This is a genomic window from Nocardiopsis deserti, from assembly GCF_008638355.1.
Taxonomy (GTDB): Bacteria; Actinomycetota; Actinomycetes; order Streptosporangiales; family Streptosporangiaceae; genus Nocardiopsis; species Nocardiopsis alborubida.
Window position 1 is genome coordinate 79,998 of the sequence record NZ_ML703347.1, and the last position, 17,531, is coordinate 97,528.

Consider the following 17,531-nt stretch of genomic DNA (forward strand, 5'->3'; position numbering starts at 1 on the left):
GCTGACCCCCGCGGTCTGACCGTCAGGGAGAGGGGCGCTCGTGCCTGCGGCGCCTGGACACCCAGTACACGTTCACGCAGGCGGCGACGAAGCCCGCGCCGAGCAGGACGACCAGCCAGACCTGGTCGGTCCACACGTACGCGGCGATCGCGCCGACCAGCAGTACCAGGGCGCCGAACACGGCCAGCACCGCACGGAAACCCAGGGCGCTCGCCGGGCGCTCGTGGCTGCCCAGGGGGCCCTTCAACCTGCCGCGTCGCATGACGTCCGCTCCCTTCCGTCGCCGTACGCTCCCGGCCTCCGGGCGCCCCGCGCGTGCCGCAGGGACCCGGTCCACCTGTTCCTTTCCGGTCCCCTACCCAGCCAGCGGCAACCACGCGGAAAACCTCCTCCGGGCGCCGCGCGCGGAGGTGAGCAGATGAGGGTCGGCTGGGACGACGCGGCGGGGGCGCCCCGAAGGACGCCCCCGCCGCGGACAGGCGGTGTTACACGCCCTCCATCAGGGCGGGCAGGGCCGCCTCGTAGGAGGCGCGCAGCTCGGTCAGCGCGACCTCCACGGCGCCGCCGGGGTGCGTGACCGAGAGGGTCTCGCCGCCCACGACGCCGATCTGCTCCACCGGCACGCCGTGCTCGTGGGCCAGTGCCACGAACGCCTCCTCCTCGCCCGGCCGCACCGCGACGACCGCGCGGGCGCCGGACTCGCTGAACAGGACGGTGAACACGTCCCCGTCCACGGTCACCCGCACGCCCCGGCCGCCGCGCATCGCCGACTCGGCCAGCGCGACCGCCAGGCCGCCGTCGGACAGGTCGTGCGCGGCCCCGGCCAGGCCGCGCTCGGCGGAGGCGGCCAGCACCTCGCCCAGGGCGGCCTCGGCGGCCAGGTCCACCCGCGGCGGCAGCCCGCCCAGGTGGCCGTGGACCGTGTCGGCCCACGCCGAGCCGCCGAACTCCGGCCGGGTCTCGCCCAGCAGGAACACCCGGGCGCCGTCGGTGTCGAATGCCGTCCTCAGCCGGGTGCGCACGTCGTCGATCACGCCGAGCACACCGATCACCGGGGTCGGGTTGATCGCCACGTCACCGGTCTGGTTGTAGAAGCTCACGTTTCCGCCGGTCACCGGGGTGCCCAGCTGCTGGCAGGCGTCGGCCAGCCCACGGGTGGACTCGGCGAACTGCCACATCACCCCGGGGTCCTCGGGCGAGCCGAAGTTGAGGCAGTTGGTCACCGCCAGCGGGCGCGCGCCCGTCGCGGCGACGTTGCGGTAGGCCTCGGCGTAGGCCAGCTGCGTGCCCGTGTACGGGTCCAGCCGGGTGAAGCGGCCGTTGCCGTCCGTGGACAGGGCCACGCCGCGGTGGGAGTCGTCGGAGACGCGGATCATCCCGGAGTCGTGCGGGGTGGAGACCACCGTGTCGCCGCGCACGTAGCTGTCGTACTGCTGGGTGACCCACGTCGGGTCGCCCACGCCCGGGGCGCCCAGCACGCGCAGCACCTGCTCGCGCAGCTCGGCGTCGCCGGAGGGCCGGGCCAGCTTCCCGGCGTCGTCGGCCTGGAGCGCGTCCTGCGAGGCCGGGCGCGCGTACGGGCGCTGGTAGACGGGCCCCTCGTCGGAGGCGGTCCGCGGCGGCATGTCCACCACGGTCTCGCCGTGCCAGGTCATCACCAGGCGGCCGCCGCGCTCGGCCTCCTCGGGGGACACGTCGGTGACCTCGCCGATCTCGGTGGCCAGGATCTGCCACTTGTCGCAGATGGCCAGGAACTCGTCCAGCTTCGCGGGCTCGACGATCGCCATCATGCGCTCCTGCGACTCGCTCATGAGGATCTCCTCGGGAGTGAGCCGGTGGTCGCGCAGCGGGACCCGGTCCAGCTGGACGCGCATGCCGCCGGTGCCGCCCGCCGCGAGTTCGGTGGTGGCGCAGGACACGCCCGCCGCCCCCAGGTCCTGGATGCCGACGACCAGGTCCTTCTCGAACAGCTCCAGGCTGCACTCGATGAGCAGCTTCTCCATGAACGGGTCGCCGACCTGCACGCTGGGCCGCTTGGCGTGCGACTCGTCGTCGAAGGTGGCGCTGGCCAGCACCGAGGCGCCGCCGATCCCGTCGGGGCCGGTGGTGGAGCCGAACAGCACCACCTTGTTGCCCGGGCCGGGCGCCTGCGCCAGCTTGATGTCCTCGTGCCGCATCACGCCGATGCACAGGGCGTTGACCAGCGGGTTGCCGATGTACCCGGGGCCGAAGCCGATCTCGCCGCCGATGTTGGGCAGGCCCAGGCAGTTGCCGTAGAAGGAGATGCCCGACACCACGCCGGGCAGCACCCGCTTGGTGTCGTCGGCGTCGGCCGGGCCGAACCGCAGCGCGTCCATCACCGCGACGGGACGGGCGCCCATGGTGAGGATGTCGCGCACGATGCCGCCCACGCCGGTGGCCGCGCCCTGGTGCGGCTCCACGTAGGAGGGGTGGTTGTGCGATTCGATCTTGAACGTGACCGCGCGGCCGTCGCCGACGTCCACCACGCCCGCGTTCTCACCCATGCCGACGAGCAGGGCGTCGTTCTCGGGCGCCTTCTCCCCGAACTGGCGCAGGTGCACCTTGGACGACTTGTAGGAGCAGTGCTCGCTCCACATGACCGAGTAGATGGCCAGCTCGGCGGAGGTGGGGCGGCGGCCCAGGATCTCGCGTACCCGCTCGTACTCGTCCTTGGCCATGCCCAGCTCGGCGTACGGCTGGGGTGTGTCGGGGTTGTCGTGCGCCACGGCGACGGTGTCGAGACCAGGTGCTTCAGACATGCGTGGTTCCGTTCGGGATGTGCGGGTGGAAGCCGGGCCGTGGCGTCCGACCAACGGCGCGGAAGGTCGGGTCAGGGCGTTTCGGGCCCGCTCGCGTCGCCGAGCATCAGCGTCGCCGGGGACTCGGGCTCGTCGTGGGCGGAGGTGTCGGCCAGCATGTGGTCGCCGTCACTGAGGAAGACCTGCTCCTCGGGCGCTCCCTGGGGCTCCTGCTCCTCCCAGCCCTGACCGAGGAGGTGGGCGACCACCGTGTCGACGGTCTCGCGCGAGTCCTCGGTCAGTTCCCCGTCCTCGGTCACGACCATCACCAGCCGGACGCACTCGGTGCCCTCGCAGTAGACGTCGGCCTCCGGGTCGGAGACGTAGGTCAGACCGGAGGGCGCCTGGCCGAGCACGTCCACGTCCGGCGGCGGGTTCTGGGACGGGGCGCCGTCCTGGCCCCCGTCCGGCTGGCCCTGGAGAGGGGGCGAGGCGACGGGTGCCGAGCCGATGGCGTTGAACAGGCCGATGCCCGCGGACACCACCAGTCCGACGACGACCAGCCCGACGAGGACGAACATCGTCCTTCTGGAGCGCAGCAGCCCCATCATCGGCCAACCCTCCAGTTCGGGATACGGCTCAGGCGTTCACCGGCGAACCGGCGGCCAGGTGGGCGAGGATCGAGGAGAAGAAGCCCAGGCCCTCGTCGGAGGGGCCGGTGAGCAGTTCGACGGCGTGCTCGGGGTGCGGCATGAGGCCGACGACGTTCCCGTGCTCGTTGGTGATCCCGGCGATGTCGCGGCGGGAGCCGTTGGGGTTGCCGCCGACGTAGCGGACCACCACGCGGCCGGTGGCCTCCAGCTCGTCCAGGGTGTGCTCGTCGGCGACGTAGCTGCCCTCACCGCTCTTGAGCACCACCAGGACCTCCTGGCCCTCGGTGTAGGCGCTGGTCCACGCGGTGCCGGTGTTCTCCACACGCAGCACCTGGTCGCGGTTGACGAACCGCAGCGAGGAGTTGCGGGTCAGGGCGCCGGGGAGCAGGTGGCTCTCGCACAGGATCTGGAAGCCGTTGCAGATGCCCAGGACCGGCAGCGCGCCCGAGCGGGCGGCCGGGACCAGCTCCGACATCAGGGGGGCGAACCGGGCGATGGCGCCGCAGCGCAGGTAGTCGCCGTAGGAGAAGCCGCCGGGCAGGACCACGGCGTCGACGCCCCTGAGGTCGGCGTCCGCGTGCCAGAGCGAGACGGGTTCGGCGCCCGCCAGCGCGACCGCGCGCGCGGCGTCCTTGTCGTCGAGGGAGCCGGGGAAGGTGACGACGCCCACACGGGCTGTCATGAGCACACTCCGAGAGATCGGGTCGAGTCCGTCCCCGCGTGCACGGGGAGCGTACGGCGAGGAGACGCCGTTGCCTGGCCCCGTCACTGGGGACGGTGCGTCCGCACTTCGCAGCGTACCCGCTCACCTGTGGTCGGGTACGACAGAGGATCCCCTCGGAGGCCCCTCGATTGGAGGATGCTCCAAGTTCCCGCGGTCACGCACCGCGTCCCGGTGTGGCATTCCACAGGCGGGACCGGCGGCGCGGGGAAGCCCCTGTGGTGTGCGTCACGGGGTGGTCCGCGCTCGCGGCGGGACGGTGGGGGCCACGCATCGTCGGCGCGGTCCCTGCCCTCGCCGCGGGCCGCCGCGTCCCGGGGCCGGGGGACACGCGGCTCGGCCGACTCACATCAGGGCGTAGCGCTGGGCGGGCACCCGTTCGGCGGCCTCCGCCTCCGGCGGCCCGTCGCACGCCGTGAGCCGCTTGCGCAGCAGGACCGTGGTCCTTGGCTCCCCCTCGAAGGCGACCTCGTCCATGAGGTAGCGCATCAACAGAATGCCCCTGCCCGATTCCGCTTCCAGACCGGGGAGGGGCGTGTGGTCGGTGGTGAACCGCTCGGCGAGCGCCACGGGATCGGGCGCTCTCCCGGTATGGGATATCCGCAGTTCACACCATCGCCCACCCATCTCCGCCTCGACCCTGTAGTCGCGGGCGGGCCCGCCGTGGTCGATCGCGTTGGCACAGGCCTCGGAGACGGCCAGGAGGATGTCGTCGACGCAGTCCCCGCACACCCCCGCGCGAACGAGGAGAGTGCCCAGAACATCGCGAGCGACGGCGACCGTGTACGCCTGCCTAGGGAGGGAGATCGAGAAATCGGCGTCCATTCGTACACCTCTCGTGCTCCGTTGTCGTGTTCATCCCGGCATGTTGGGAACCTTCCCCGAGGGTGGACGGAGTAAAACGAACAGCCGTGTCCCCGGCGGGGACACGGCTGTTTTCTCCGGCACTTCGGGCACGTCGGACACCGTGCGGGCGAATTCTCACGGATTTCCCGCGGGTTTCGCGCGATGGCGGCCTTCGGGGGGCGGCACGGCACGAGGAGTGCCCCGGATCACACGCGCGGGGTCAGTCCTCCACGCGAACGCTGTACTCCTCGATGACGGTGTTGGCGAGGAGGGTCTCGGCCAGGCGGCGGACGTCGGCGAGCTTGGCCTCGTCCACCGCGCCCTCCACCTCGACCTCGAAGCGCTTGCCCTGGCGGACCTGCTCGATCCCCTCGAAGCCCAGCCGGGAGCAGGCCCCGGCGATGGCCTGGCCCTGGGGGTCCAGGATCTCGGGCTTGAGCATGACGTCAACAACGACGCGGGCCACAGGGTCCTCCACAAGGAAAAGGGGTGTGCCGCACGTGCCTGCGGCGGGCGGGCCGCCTCCCCGGACCGGCGGGGAGAGGGACGACGCAAGCGTACGGCACGCACAAACGGGTAGGCATCCTGACCAGGAGGCGCGCCGGGCCTTTACCTCACGTTGAACAGTGCGGGTGACCGTTTCGGGGGTCCCGTGACTCGTATCACGTGGATTGATGTCATCATTGGAGGCCTACGGCGGCGTCTTACACAGTGGAAGTGACCGTCCGGTCGTCCTGAGGGGGAATCTTGACGACTATCGAAATGGACCAGGCCTCCACGACCGGTGGGACCCGCGACGGGGAGCAGACGCTGGACTTCGCCACCGCGGTGACACCGTTCGCCGACCAGCTCTACCCCACGGCCCTGCGGATGACCCGCAACCCCGCCGACGCGGAGGACCTCGTTCAGGAGACCTTCGCCAAGGCCTTCGCGAATTTCCACCAGTTCCGTGCGGGTACGAACCTGCGAGCCTGGCTCTACCGAATCCTGACCAACACCTTCATCAACAGCTACCGCAAGAAGCAGCGCGAACCGCGCCAGGAGACCACCGACGAGATCAAGGACTGGCAGCTCGCCGCCGCCGAGGCGCACACGTCGTCCGGTATGAGGTCGGCCGAGAACGAGGTCCTGGACCACCTGCCCGACTCCGACATCAAGCAGGCGCTCGCCCGCCTGCCCGAGGAGTTCCAGGAGGTCATCTACCTCGTCGACATCGAGGGCTACGCCTACAAGGAGGTGGCCGAGCGCATGGGGACGCCCCTGGGGACGGTGATGTCCCGACTGCACCGCGCCCGCCGCCAGCTCCGCGAGATGCTCGCCGACTACGCCCGCGACCGCGGGGTACGCGTCCCCAGCGCCGGATAGGACCCCGCCGGCGGGCCGGAACCCCGTCGTGCGCCCCCGTGTCCGGGACCGCCCCCCGTGGCCCGGTCCGGGCCACGCCGCCCCTGTCCCCGAAATCGTCCGACGACCGGAGGAATCTCGCCCGCCGGGGCCGGTTCCTCCCGTCCGCTCCCCACACGACCAGCCCGCGCACTTCCGACACGCCGGGACGGCCCCGTCCAACGGGGCCGTCCCGGCGTTGCGCGCCGGTCGCCGCCCGGCGTCCACACCGCTGCCGCTGAGCCTTGCCAATGCTAGGAAGCCCTGGTAATCGCCCTGTTGGGCGATCGGGGATCATGGGGCGCGCAGCTGAAAAGGTGGCGCTGAGGGCTTGCGCTCTCCATGGTGAGGTCTGTCACGATATGGAGAGGGCTGTCCGACTCCCGCCCACCACCCCGGGTGGGACGAGGACCGTGATTCGGCCGATCAGCGTTCACCCACGCGAATTCGGCCCCGAGAACCCGAGGGAGCAACGTGTCGGACACGACCGTGCACGAGGAACCGGAGCTGATCCAGCTCCTGACACCGGAAGGGGAGTTGACGGGGCACCCCGACTACCCCCTGGACATCAGCGCGGAGGAGATCCGCGCCCTGTACCGCGACCTGGTCCTGGTGCGCCGGGTCGACAGCGAGGCGGTCTCCCTCCAGCGCCAGGGCGAGCTGGGCCTGTGGGCCTCGCTGCTGGGCCAGGAGGCCGCGCAGATCGGCTCCGCACGCGCGCTGCGCGCGAACGACATGGCGTTCCCCTCCTACCGCGAGCACGGCGTCGCCTGGTGCCGGGGCATCGAGCCCCGGGAGCTGCTCGGCATGTTCCGCGGCGTCACCAACGGAGGCTGGGACCCCCACGAGCACGGCTTCCACCTGTACACGATCGTCATCGGCAGCCAGGCCCTGCACGCCACCGGCTACGCCATGGGCGTCCAGCGCGACGGCGCCGTCGGTGAGGACGGCACCGCCGTCATCTCCTACTTCGGTGACGGGGCCACCAGCCAGGGCGACACCAACGAGGCGTTCAACTTCGCCTCGGTCAACAACGCCCCGGTGGTCTTCTTCTGCCAGAACAACCAGTGGGCGATCTCCGAGCCGCTGGAGCGCCAGGCCCGCGTGCCCATCTACCGGCGCGCCGCCGGGTTCGGCTTCCCCGGCCTGCGCGTGGACGGCAACGACGTCCTGGCCTGCCTGGCCGTGACCCGCGCCGCCCTGACCAACGCCCGCGAGGGCAACGGCCCCACGCTCGTGGAGGCGTTCACCTACCGGATGGGCGCCCACACCACCAACGACGACCCCACCCGCTACCGCGCGTCGGCCGAGCTCGACGAGTGGAAGGCCAAGGACCCGATCCTGCGGGTCCGGCGCTACCTGGAGCGGGGCGGGCACGCCGACGAGGGGTTCTTCGCGTCCGTGGACGCCGAGGCGGACCGGCTGGGCGAGCAGGTGCGCACCGAGTGCCGCTCCCTGCCCGACCCCGAGCCCCTCGACATCTTCCACGAGGTCTACGCCGAGCCCAACGTCCAGATCGACCACCAGCGGTCCGAGTTCGCCGACTACCTGGCCTCCTTCGAGGGCGCGGGCGCGGAAGGGGGCCGCTAGGCCATGGGAACCAACCTCACCATCGGCAAGGCCATCAACGCCGGCCTGCGCGCCTCCATGGAGCACGACCCCAAGGTCCTCGTCATGGGCGAGGACGTCGGCAGGCTCGGCGGTGTCTTCCGGGTCACCGACGGCCTGCACAAGGACTTCGGCGCCGACCGGGTCATCGACACCCCCCTCGCCGAGTCCGGCATCGTCGGCACCGCGATCGGCATGGCCATGCGCGGCTACCGCCCCGTGGTGGAGATCCAGTTCGACGGCTTCTTCTTCCCGGCCGCGAACCAGACCTTCACCCAGCTGGCCAAGATGCGGCGCCGCTCGGCGGGCAAGCTCAGCATGCCCGTGGTCATGCGCATTCCCTACGGCGGCGGCATCGGCGCGGTCGAGCACCACAGCGAGTCCCCGGAGGCCTACTTCACCCACACCGCCGGGCTGCGCGTGGTGTCGGTCGCCAACCCCGAGGACGCCTACTGGATGATCCAGCAGGCGGTGCGCTCCGACGACCCGGTGATCTTCCTGGAGCCCAAGCGGCGCTACTACGAGAAGGCCGAGGTCGACACCGACGCGCCCATCGCCGAGGCCGCTCCCATGGGCGCCGCGCGCGTGATCCGCCCGGGCACGGACGTGACCCTCCTGGCGTACGGGCCCATGGTCAAGACGGCCCTCCAGGCCGCCGAGGCCGACACCGACCACTCCGTGGAGGTCGTCGACCTGCGTTCGCTGTCCCCCGTGGACTACCCGACCCTGTTCGCCTCGGTGAAGAGGACGGGGCGACTGGTCGTCGCCCACGAGGCGCCCCTCTCCGGCGGCCCGGGCGCGGAGATCGCCGCCCGGGTCACCGAGGAGTGCTTCTACCACCTGGAGTCGCCGGTCATCCGCGTGGCCGCGTTCGACACCCCCTACCCGCAGTCCCGGCTGGAGGAGCACTACCTGCCGGACCTGGACCGGGTTCTGGACGGGGTCGACCGGGCTTTCGCGTACTAGGGATCGGGGAAACCGAAGGACATGGCGATTTCCAAGAACGAACCCGCCGTCGGCGGAGTGCAGTCGTTCAGGCTGCCCGACGTCGGAGAGGGCCTGGTCGAGGCCGAACTCCTCACCTGGTACGTCAAGCCGGGTGACGAGGTCGAGGTCAACCAGATGATCTGCGAGATCGAGACCGCCAAGGCGGTCGTCGAGCTCCCCAGCCCGTTCGCGGGGACCGTGCGCGAGCTGCTGGCCGAGGAGGGCCAGACCGTGGAGGTCGGCGCGGTGATCATCACCGTGGACGACGGCTCCGGCGGTTCCGCTGGGGAGGCCGCTGCGGACACCGGCTCCGAGGAGCGGGAGAAGCCGCTGGTCGGCTACGGCGAGAAGGCGGCCTCCACCCAGCGCCGCCCGCGCCGCCGCCCGGGCCCCTCGGCGCCCGTGTCACCGCCCGTGCCGCGGATCAGCGAGCCCGCGCCCGCGAACACGCCCGCGGTGGGCGAGACGCGGGCGGCTCCGGCCCCGGCACAGGCGGCTCCGGCTCAGGCGCCGGGCCGCCCGCTCGCCAAGCCGCCGGTGCGCAAGCTGGCCAAGGACCTCGGCGTGGACCTGGCGTCGGTCACCCCCACGGGGGAGAACGGCGTCGTCACCCGCGAGGACGTCCGGGCCGCGGTCGGCCAGGCGCCGGAGGGCCCGCGGGCCGCGGAGACCGTGGAGGCCGCCCCCGCGGCGGCCGCGGACCGCACCGCGCGGGAGCGGCGCGTGCCCGTCAAGGGCGTGCGCAAGCACACGGCCGCGGCGATGGTCGGCAGCGCGTTCACCGCTCCGCACGTCACCGAGTTCCTCCAGGTGGACGTCACCAGGACGATGAAGGCGGTCGCGCGCCTGCGCGAGCGACCCGACTTCGCCGACGTGCGGGTGTCCCCGCTGCTGCTGGTCGCCAAGGCCCTGCTCATGGCGGTCCGGCGGCACCCGGAGGTCAACGCCTCCTGGGACGAGGAGAACCAGGAGATCGTGGTCAAGGACTACGTGAACCTGGGGATCGCGGCGGCCACCGAGCGCGGCCTGGTGGTGCCCAACGTCAAGGACGCCGACGCCATGACCCTGCCGGAGCTCGCGGCGGGGCTGAAGCGACTGACCGAGACCGCCCGCGCGGGCAAGACCAGCCCGGCGGACATGTCCGGCGGCACCATCACCATCACCAACGTCGGTGTGTTCGGCGTGGACGCGGGCACCCCGATCCTCAACCCGGGAGAGGCGGCCATCCTCGCCTTCGGGCAGATCCGGGACATGCCCTGGGTGCACAAGGGCAAGCTCAGGATCCGCAAGGTGACGACCCTGTCGCTGTCCTTCGACCACCGGCTGGTCGACGGGGAGCTGGGTTCCAAGGTGCTGCGCGACATCGGCACGGCGCTGGAGGACCCGGAGCTGACCGCCCTGGCCTGGGGCTAGGGGTTTTCGAAAGAGCGGGTGAGGGGCCGGTGCGCGTACGCCGCACCGGTCCCTTTCCGTGAGGGGAGCCCGTCCCGGAGGGCCCGGGAGGGTTACGGGGTGCCGTCCCCGCAGTCGACGTAGTCGGCGATGCTGGCCGTGTACTCCTCGTGGGAGTCGAGGGTCTCCCAGTGCTCCTCCATGTAGGCGTCGACGAAATCCTCACCGTTGACGGGTTCGCCGCACCAGGTGACCTCGTTGAACCCGGTGGCATTGGCCAAGGCAGCATCGAGTTCGCCGAGGTGAAGGGCTTCGTCGGTTCGCCATTCGTCCTTGTCGAGCTCGACGACGTATCCGTCTTCGGTCTCCTGGAGGATGCGAGTGTCGAACAGTAATTCCTGACTGCCGGTGCTGTTGTCGAGGACTTCCTCCTGGTCGTTCTCGTTGAGCATGCGGTCGAGAGTACGCACCATGACCTCGCGCTCGACCCAGGACTGGGAGACGTAGCCCGGAGGCGGCCCTCTCCTTTCGGGTTCTGGCTCAGGCGCGGAGCATGCGGTCAGAGCCGCGCACATGGCCAGGACGGCTGTCAGGAAGGCGGGCGTACGGCCCTCGTGACGAGTCAACGGTTTCTCCGGATCGGATCGGGTTGGATACGGATCGGTGTGGTGGTCCGCTGGTTCGTCATCCCTCAGGTTCCTCGTCCGGCTTGTCGAAACCTGAGACCTCACCGTTGAAGTAGTCCCTCGTCTCGCCGTAGGCACCCGTGTACACGTCGACGAATTGACCGGCCCATGTTGCGCTGGTGCCGTCGTGCCTGACGGGCTCCCCGTGTTTGTCGATGTACTCGCCGTAGATATGCGTCGTGTCCATGATTCCGGAGAGGGCGTCGTCGACGCCGTCGCGGTCGTTGCTGTTGAGCTCGGACCAGTCGATGTTCGCCGCGACGCTGACCGTCACGTCCTGGCCGAAGACGAAGTCGTTGCCGATGTCGGAGGCGTCGAGCGCCTGGCCGTCGCGCTCGACGGTCACCACGCCGCTGTCGACCAGAGTCCTGAAATCACCGCGTTGGGTGTCGTCCTGGAACGACTGGGGGGAGTTCTGTGCCAGGTAGTCGAGGGTTTCCATCCGGAAGTTCCGCACGATGCTTTCTTCGCTGGTGTAGACGGGGAATCGGGGAGAGACGTCGTACTCGCCGTCGACGATCGCGTTCACGATGCTGTCCTGGCCGAGTTCCAGCCCCATGGACACGGCCGTGCCGATGACCGGAATCCGCTCAGAGAAACTTCCCGCCTGCCCCACCACGAACTCGGTGATCTGCTTCTGGCGATCGACCTGTTCACCGAGATCGGCGGTGCGGTCCTCCGACTCCAGCCACAGTGCCCGCTCCAGCAGTCCCTGGAGCTGTCCGGCACCGCGTGCGGCGGCCGTCTCGTTCCCGGTCTCCAGGAACGCGAACGACTCGATCTGCTGGTAGGCGTCCACGGAGTTGACCACGCGCCCGGCGGTCTCGTCGTTGCCCATGAGGAGCTGCATGTACATGGCCCGCTCGTCGGGTCCCATGTCCACGAAGCTCCGATCCGCTTCGAACTCTCCGATGCCCGAGTTAGGCACGTCATCGCTGTCGAGCACGTCGCTGTTGGCGAAGCTGTAGATGTGCGCGTCGAAGACGTCGGCGAGGCTGTCGGCCAGCTCTCCGTTGAACTGGGTGAACGAGGCGTCGGAGTACTCGTTGTCCCCCTCGGTGACGTCCACGCCGGTGTTGACGAGGGCCTCGTGCATGTCCGCGTCGGTGATGGTCTCCATGAACCCGGCGAAACCGTCCCCGGCCCGCTGGCGCACGTCGGGGTCCTCGCTGTGGATGTCCTCGGCGAGCCAGTCGGTGAGCTGGCGCGCGGTGTGGCCGTCGTCGTGCCACTCGTGGGTGAGCGTGCCCTCCAGCGCCCGCGTGCGCAGGTCCTCGTCGCCGTGGTCGACGCCCTCCTCCCCGTTGAGGTGCTCGCCGGTGAGCATGTAGTAGTTGGCGTCGGTGTTGCGGCTGGCCACGTCGATGATGTGGGAGACCTGCTCGGAGTCCGGCATCACCCCGTCGGGGTCGGGGTCGTCGCCCCAGGCGTCGAGGAACGCGCCGGTGGTCAGGTGCAGGTTCGTCGACAGCCCGTAGCCGCCCTCCAGGTCCTCGTCCGTGTGCTCCATGAAGGCGGAGAGCGCCTTCATGTCCATCCCGATGCTGACGGGCGTGCCGGGGAGCTTGTTCTCGGCGTCGGGGTTGATCCAGGACCCCTCGACGGCGTACCGGAAGCTCTCGGGCAGGTTGTCGTACCCTCCGCCGAGCGCCGGGTCCGAGAGCGCGAGCAGCCCGTTGCCGAGGACGCCCAGGGCGTCCTCCCGCTCCTCGTCGCTCATGTCGGACTCGGCCATGAGCTCGGGGTAGACCATGATGCCCGCTCCGGCCCCGTCCCTGCGGTAGGGCTCCTCCAGCTGCTCGTAGAACTCCTCCAGGAACGCGATCTCCTCGGGGCTGAGCTCCGTGCCGTTCTGCTGGTTCTGCCGGGCGCCGGTCCCCAGCATCGAGAGCACGAGCATCATCTCGTGGTAGCGGTCGTCCAGCGGCTTGTCGCCGGACCAGTAGGCGGCGAGCTCGTCGGCGTACTCCTCGGCGTTCTCGGGCGTGAGCTCGCTGTCCTCGATGAGCGAGGAGTAGCGGGAGGGGTCGATGTTGAGGAACGCCCAGTTGGCGTTGCCCGCGTCCATGAGCTTGCGGACGTTCTCCGGGGTCGGCCCCTGTTCGAGCATCGTCCGGATCTCCTCGGCGCTGTCCTGGAGGCCCTGCCAGTTGGTCTGCTCGCGGGAGATGAGGCCTTCCTGCACGGTGACGAGCTCGTCGTAGAGGGCCCGGCAGCGTGCTTCGTCCCCCGCGCCCCAGTCCGTCCAGAGGAAGCCGTCGGCTTGGGGGTGGGAGGAGGTGATGTGGTCGTCCTGGTACTTGGAGGGGACGGCGTTCTCCTTCTCCGTCCTGCTGCCCTCCCAGCTGGTGATCTGCGCGTCGCGCTCGTCGTGGAACGCCTTGACGGCGTCCGCCCACATCTCGGCGACCGAGGCGGCGTAGGTGATGGAGACGGCGGCGTCCCGCCAGTTCTGGAGGTCCTCGTCGGAGATGCTCCGGACGTCCCAGGCGATGACGTCGGTGAACTCGCCGGCGGCGGAGTCGAAGCTCCCGTTGAGGTCGTCGGCCCGGCCGAGGACACGTGCGTTGAGGATCTCCAGGTCCGCCGCGCAGTCGTAGACGGGTTTGGAGTCGTAGTAGAAGTCGCGGGGGACGAAGATGACGGAGAAGGTTGCCACGGTCTTCCTCGGAGGGGCGGCGGACGGGCGGGGGAGACGGGGAAGGGTCGGCGGGAGGCGCCGTCAGCCCTCGAAGTTGATGTCGCGGTGGGACTCCCAGGGGTGGTTGAAGTCCTCCGAGCTGTCCAGGTCGTTCTGCGCGATCTCCGCCGCGCCCGCCTGGACGTTGTCGGCCAGTGCCAGCCCGAGCGCCTGGACGTCGATGAGGGCCTGGGCGGTGTTCTCCTTGAACGTGCCGAACCCGGCTCTGACGTCGTCGTGGCCCGAGGCGCTCTCGGCGTCCTCCATGAGGAGGTCGAACGCGTCGGCGAGCCCGGCCATGGCGGCCGCGAGCGTTTCGGCGTACTCGCCGCCACGCATGCCCTCGATCGGGTTGCCGCCCGCTTCGGTGGTCATGTGGGGGTCTCCTCTCCTCGAACGCGGATCCCGCGGGGGACACGACGTCCTCCACGCACGGAGGCCCGCCCGTGGCCGTCGAAGCCACTGGAGCGGGTCCGGATGACGGGTGGGACGCACGGACGGGGGCAGGAGTTCCGCCGTTCCCCTGAACTGTGGGGATGGTATCGGGAGAGGTGCCGCGTGTGTACCTTTCGCCCCGGGATGTTAGTTCCTTGTTCAGCCCGCGCCGGGTTCAGCCCGCGCCGGAGCCCGCGTCGGGTCCGGAACCAGGACGGGGCTCCGGACCCGGGTCTGTTCAGGGCACCAGCAGCACGAAGCCGTACTGGGCCCCCGTCACGATGACGGCCGTCGCGGCCAGGACGACCAGGGAGAGGTGGACCCGCCCGGCCGGGCGCAGCCACCCTCTGACCCAGGCGGTCACGGCCACGGCCGCGGTGGCCAGGGTGAGCGGGACGGCCACGGTGAGCGGCAGGGTGAGCGCGAGGGACTCACCGAAGATCCACTGCTCCAGCGTGTGGCTGTCGAGCAGCCCGTACACGATGAACCCGACGGCGGCGAAGCAGCTCAGCGCGGTCAGCGAGGCCAGCACGCGGGCGAGGACGGTGAACCGGTCCGGTGCGCGGCGGAACTGCACGAGCGCGGTGAACAGGACGAGCAGTCCGGCGGCGGTGACCACGCCGTGCGTGATCGGGCTGGTCAGCGGAGTGCTCCGCTCGTAGACCTGGGTGGCGTTGCTGTCCGTGGCCAGGGCGACGACCTCGCCGTCCTCCTCCAGGAACGTCAGCCGGTCCTCACCGTTCTCCGCGGACATCCGTCCCCCGCCGAGGGGCAGCCAGCGGTCGTCCGCCGCCATCGCGCCGTTGACGGAGAGGGTGCCGTCCCCGGCGTCGCGCACGGTCATGTTGTCGAAGAGGGCGACGATCTGGCCGGGCCCGCTGGCGGCGCGGCGGCTGCTGACGTAGGTGCCCGTGTAGGCGCCGAGGTCGGCGCCGGTGTCGGCCTCCCCGGTCGGCGGGACCTGCGGGTCGAACGTGTCCGAGAACTCCTGTGTCACCGCCATCCGCAGGTCCTCAAGGGGGTTTCCCGCGACGGAGTCGTCGCCGTTGACCGCGACGAACATCCCGGCGTCGATCCCGGGGACCAGGGTGTAGGCGGTGTGCATGCCCGTCAGGTCGCCGGCGTGGCCGATGACCGGGGACTCCCCGCCCCGCCACTGGTAGGTGCCGTAGCCCACGGCGGGGGCCTCCGGGTGGGACTCGTGCTGGCTGGCCAGCATCTGTTCGGCGACGTGGGCGGGCAGTACGCGCTCGCCGTCGATCTCGCCCCCGTCCAGCAGGGCCAGCATGAACCGGGCCATGTCGTCGGTCGAGGCGAGGGAGGCGCCCGCGGGCGCCTGGGAGACGTGCAGGTCCCCGGCCGCGCTGCCGTCGGGCAGGTGGAACGTCGGGACCTCGTAGACCTCGCGGGCGTCGTAGATCTGGAGGAACGCGCTCCTGTCCATGCCCAGCGGCTCGAACAGGTTCTGGTCGACGTACTCCTCGAAGGGCTGGCCGCTCACCTCCTGGACGACGTACCCGGCCAGGCCGTTCCCGTGGTTGGAGTAGGCGGTGAACCGGCCGGGCTCGTAGAGCGCCTCGGGCTTGAGCGTGCCGTACACCTCCTCAAGGGTCAGGTGCCGTTCGGTGTCCCCGGCCGAGGGGAAGTCGAGCACGTCCGCGAACCCGGCGGTGTGCGTGAGCAGGTGGTGCATCGTGACGCCGTCCATGGGAAGCCGGGCGGCTTCGGGCAGGTAGGTGTTGACGTCCTCGTGCAGGTCGATCTCCCCGTCCTCGGCCAGGAGGAGGGCGGCGGCCGCGGTGAAGGACTTGGACACCGAGCCGGTGGGAAGCGTGTGGACCGTGTGGTCCATGGGGGTTTCGGTGGCGAGGTCGGCGTACCCGTGGGAGGCGGAGGCGATCTGCTCACCCCCGGCCACGACGGTCACGGCGACGCCGGGCGCCCCGTGCTCCTCCAGCAGTTCGGCGACGCGGGTGTCCACGAACTCACGCGCGGTCTCGGAGTTGAGCGGTACGGCCTCGGCCGGGGCGCCCGGCGGGGCCGCGGCGACGCCGGGCGCGGCGGCGGCCGAGGCCGCTCCGGGCGCCAGGACGGCGGCGATCATCAGGGGCGCGGCCAGCATCGGCAGGACGCGGGGGACTCGTGGCATCAGGGGCTCCCAGGGTGTTTTCGCTACCCCTCGAACCTAGGATTCGGCGCTGTTCGGAGCACTGGTACGGACGGGCGTTCCGGTACTACAGCCAGCTCCACCACCGGGAGGGTTCCGGGTCCGGAGCGGAGGGGGGAACGGGCGTGGTCGCCTCCGTGTCCGCGTTGTCGGGCTGCGGCGTCGTCCGCGACCTCACGGGCGCGCGAGGAGCCCCCGCAGACGGCGTCGAGGGGCGCGGCGCCTCCGAGGCGACTCGACTCCGGCTCACCCCAGCAGGAAGGTGACGGTGAGCAGCGCCGGGATGGTGAGGAAGGTGGTCACGAGCACCACCTCGCGGACCATCACCTCGCCGGTGCGGTACTGGGTGGCGTAGTTGAAGACGTTCTGGGCCGTGGGCAGGGCCGCCAGCACGACGACGGAGAACAGGCTGGAGGCGTCCAGGTCGAAGACCAGGGCGCCCAGGGCCCACGCCGCCAGCGGCTGGACCACGGACTTGAGCGCCACGGCGACCAGCATCGGCACCCGTTCCGGACCCCGGCCGGGGAACGGGCTGCCGTGCAGGGAGATCCCGAAGGCCAGCAGCATGGCGGGGACGGCCATGCCGCCGATCAGGTGGAAGGGCTCCATCAGGGGTTCGGGCGGAACCCAGCCCGAGGCGGAGACGGCCACACCCGCCAGGGACGCGATCACCACGGGGTTGCGGACCGGCGTGCCCAGCGCCCGCCGGAAGACGGGGCCCACCCCGCGCACGTCGCCGTCGGCCAGGTCCATGAGGGTGAGCCCGACGGGGGCCAGGACCAGGAGCTGCGTGAGCAGGATGGGTGCGACCAGGGACGCGTCGCCGAGCACGTAGACGGAGATGGGGATGCCCAGGTTGCCCGCGTTGACGTACGAGGACGCGAGCGCGCCGACCGTGGTCAGTCCGACGCCCTGGCGCCGGACGAGTCCGAACACGACGAAGGCGAGCGCCACGACGGCCACGCTGAGGACGCTGACCAGGACCGGCCCGGACACCAGGACGGAGAGGTCGACGTCGGCCAGGATCGTGAACAGCAGCGCGGGGCTGGCCACGTAGAAGGCGAGCTTGGTGAGCACCTCCTTGGCCCCCGGGCCGAGGAGGGGGATGCGCCCGAGCATGTAGCCGATGACGACGATGCTGGTGATGACACCGAAACCGATCAAGACCCCGGACAAGAGGCGCCCCCACTGCGCACGCGCGACACAACCCGAAG

Annotated in this window: 15 protein-coding genes; 4 read left to right on the plus strand and 11 right to left on the minus strand. The window is 70.8% G+C overall.

Features of this window, described 5'->3' with window-relative positions; genetic code table 11:
- Positions 1-22: 22 nt before the first annotated feature.
- From FYW99_RS00395 to purS, 6 genes are all read right to left on the minus strand, one after another.
- Positions 23-262 (minus strand): hypothetical protein, encoded by a 240-nt coding sequence (locus tag FYW99_RS00395; protein ID WP_150248645.1) that lies wholly within the window; start codon positions 260-262, stop codon positions 23-25.
- 223 nt (positions 263-485) lie between these two features.
- The gene (gene purL, locus FYW99_RS00400) at positions 486-2,780 is read right to left on the minus strand and encodes a phosphoribosylformylglycinamidine synthase subunit PurL (RefSeq protein ID WP_150248648.1); all 2,295 of its coding nucleotides are present in this window, start codon (positions 2,778-2,780) and stop codon (positions 486-488) included.
- Positions 2,781-2,851: 71 nt separating this feature from the next.
- The gene (locus FYW99_RS00405) at positions 2,852-3,370 is read right to left on the minus strand and encodes a hypothetical protein (RefSeq protein ID WP_150248651.1); all 519 of its coding nucleotides are present in this window, start codon (positions 3,368-3,370) and stop codon (positions 2,852-2,854) included.
- Positions 3,371-3,398: 28 nt separating this feature from the next.
- Complete coding sequence (gene purQ, locus FYW99_RS00410) at positions 3,399-4,094, minus strand: phosphoribosylformylglycinamidine synthase subunit PurQ (protein WP_097635783.1); 696 nt, start codon at positions 4,092-4,094, stop codon at positions 3,399-3,401.
- A gap of 384 nt (positions 4,095-4,478) precedes the next feature.
- Positions 4,479-4,958, minus strand: coding sequence for an ATP-binding protein (locus FYW99_RS00415; RefSeq protein WP_150248654.1), 480 nt, complete (start codon positions 4,956-4,958; stop codon positions 4,479-4,481).
- A gap of 241 nt (positions 4,959-5,199) precedes the next feature.
- Positions 5,200-5,445, minus strand: coding sequence for a phosphoribosylformylglycinamidine synthase subunit PurS (gene purS / locus FYW99_RS00420; protein WP_013156400.1), 246 nt, complete (start codon positions 5,443-5,445; stop codon positions 5,200-5,202).
- Between the two features lie 281 nt (positions 5,446-5,726).
- On the opposite strand from purS, the gene FYW99_RS00425 reads away from it, so the two are divergent.
- The 4 genes from FYW99_RS00425 (at position 5,727) to FYW99_RS00440 (ending at position 10,370) form a co-directional block, all read left to right on the plus strand.
- Entirely contained in the window at positions 5,727-6,344 is a 618-nt protein-coding gene (locus tag FYW99_RS00425; protein WP_061079657.1) for a sigma-70 family RNA polymerase sigma factor, read from the plus strand.
- Positions 6,345-6,836: 492 nt separating this feature from the next.
- On the plus strand, positions 6,837-7,952 hold the full coding sequence (gene pdhA, locus FYW99_RS00430; RefSeq protein ID WP_150248657.1) for a pyruvate dehydrogenase (acetyl-transferring) E1 component subunit alpha: 1,116 nt from the start codon (positions 6,837-6,839) through the stop codon (positions 7,950-7,952).
- 3 nt (positions 7,953-7,955) lie between these two features.
- Positions 7,956-8,936: an alpha-ketoacid dehydrogenase subunit beta gene (locus FYW99_RS00435; protein WP_150248660.1), complete on the plus strand. Its 981-nt coding sequence runs from the start codon at positions 7,956-7,958 to the stop codon at positions 8,934-8,936.
- A gap of 21 nt (positions 8,937-8,957) precedes the next feature.
- Positions 8,958-10,370: a dihydrolipoamide acetyltransferase family protein gene (locus tag FYW99_RS00440; protein WP_150248663.1), complete on the plus strand. Its 1,413-nt coding sequence runs from the start codon at positions 8,958-8,960 to the stop codon at positions 10,368-10,370.
- Positions 10,371-10,462: 92 nt separating this feature from the next.
- Here the strand turns inward: FYW99_RS00440 and FYW99_RS00445 are convergent, their stop codons facing one another.
- From FYW99_RS00445 to FYW99_RS00465, 5 genes are all read right to left on the minus strand, one after another.
- Positions 10,463-10,975, minus strand: a complete 513-nt coding sequence (locus FYW99_RS00445; protein WP_150248666.1) for a hypothetical protein — start codon at positions 10,973-10,975, stop codon at positions 10,463-10,465.
- 58 nt (positions 10,976-11,033) lie between these two features.
- Positions 11,034-13,694 (minus strand): TPR repeat domain-containing protein, encoded by a 2,661-nt coding sequence (locus tag FYW99_RS00450; RefSeq protein WP_150248669.1) that lies wholly within the window; start codon positions 13,692-13,694, stop codon positions 11,034-11,036.
- Positions 13,695-13,757: 63 nt separating this feature from the next.
- Positions 13,758-14,090 (minus strand): hypothetical protein, encoded by a 333-nt coding sequence (locus tag FYW99_RS00455; RefSeq protein ID WP_150248672.1) that lies wholly within the window; start codon positions 14,088-14,090, stop codon positions 13,758-13,760.
- A 298-nt stretch (positions 14,091-14,388) separates the two neighbouring features.
- Positions 14,389-16,299, minus strand: coding sequence for a serine hydrolase domain-containing protein (locus tag FYW99_RS00460; protein WP_223838596.1), 1,911 nt, complete (start codon positions 16,297-16,299; stop codon positions 14,389-14,391).
- A 264-nt stretch (positions 16,300-16,563) separates the two neighbouring features.
- On the minus strand, positions 16,564-17,493 hold the full coding sequence (locus FYW99_RS00465) for an AEC family transporter (RefSeq protein WP_061079666.1): 930 nt from the start codon (positions 17,491-17,493) through the stop codon (positions 16,564-16,566).
- Positions 17,494-17,531: the final 38 nt, after the last annotated feature.

Coding starts and splice junctions, on each gene's coding strand:
- FYW99_RS00440 (WP_150248663.1), top strand. CDS start 8,958: ATGGCGATTTCCAAGAACGAACCCGCCGTCGGCGGAGTGCAGTCGTTC.
- FYW99_RS00460 (WP_223838596.1), bottom strand. CDS start 16,299: ATGCCACGAGTCCCCCGCGTCCTGCCGATGCTGGCCGCGCCCCTGATG.
- FYW99_RS00395 (WP_150248645.1), bottom strand. CDS start 262: ATGCGACGCGGCAGGTTGAAGGGCCCCCTGGGCAGCCACGAGCGCCCG.
- FYW99_RS00415 (WP_150248654.1), bottom strand. CDS start 4,958: ATGGACGCCGATTTCTCGATCTCCCTCCCTAGGCAGGCGTACACGGTC.
- FYW99_RS00405 (WP_150248651.1), bottom strand. CDS start 3,370: ATGATGGGGCTGCTGCGCTCCAGAAGGACGATGTTCGTCCTCGTCGGG.
- FYW99_RS00435 (WP_150248660.1), top strand. CDS start 7,956: ATGGGAACCAACCTCACCATCGGCAAGGCCATCAACGCCGGCCTGCGC.
- FYW99_RS00455 (WP_150248672.1), bottom strand. CDS start 14,090: ATGACCACCGAAGCGGGCGGCAACCCGATCGAGGGCATGCGTGGCGGC.
- purL (WP_150248648.1), bottom strand. CDS start 2,780: ATGTCTGAAGCACCTGGTCTCGACACCGTCGCCGTGGCGCACGACAAC.
- purQ (WP_097635783.1), bottom strand. CDS start 4,094: ATGACAGCCCGTGTGGGCGTCGTCACCTTCCCCGGCTCCCTCGACGAC.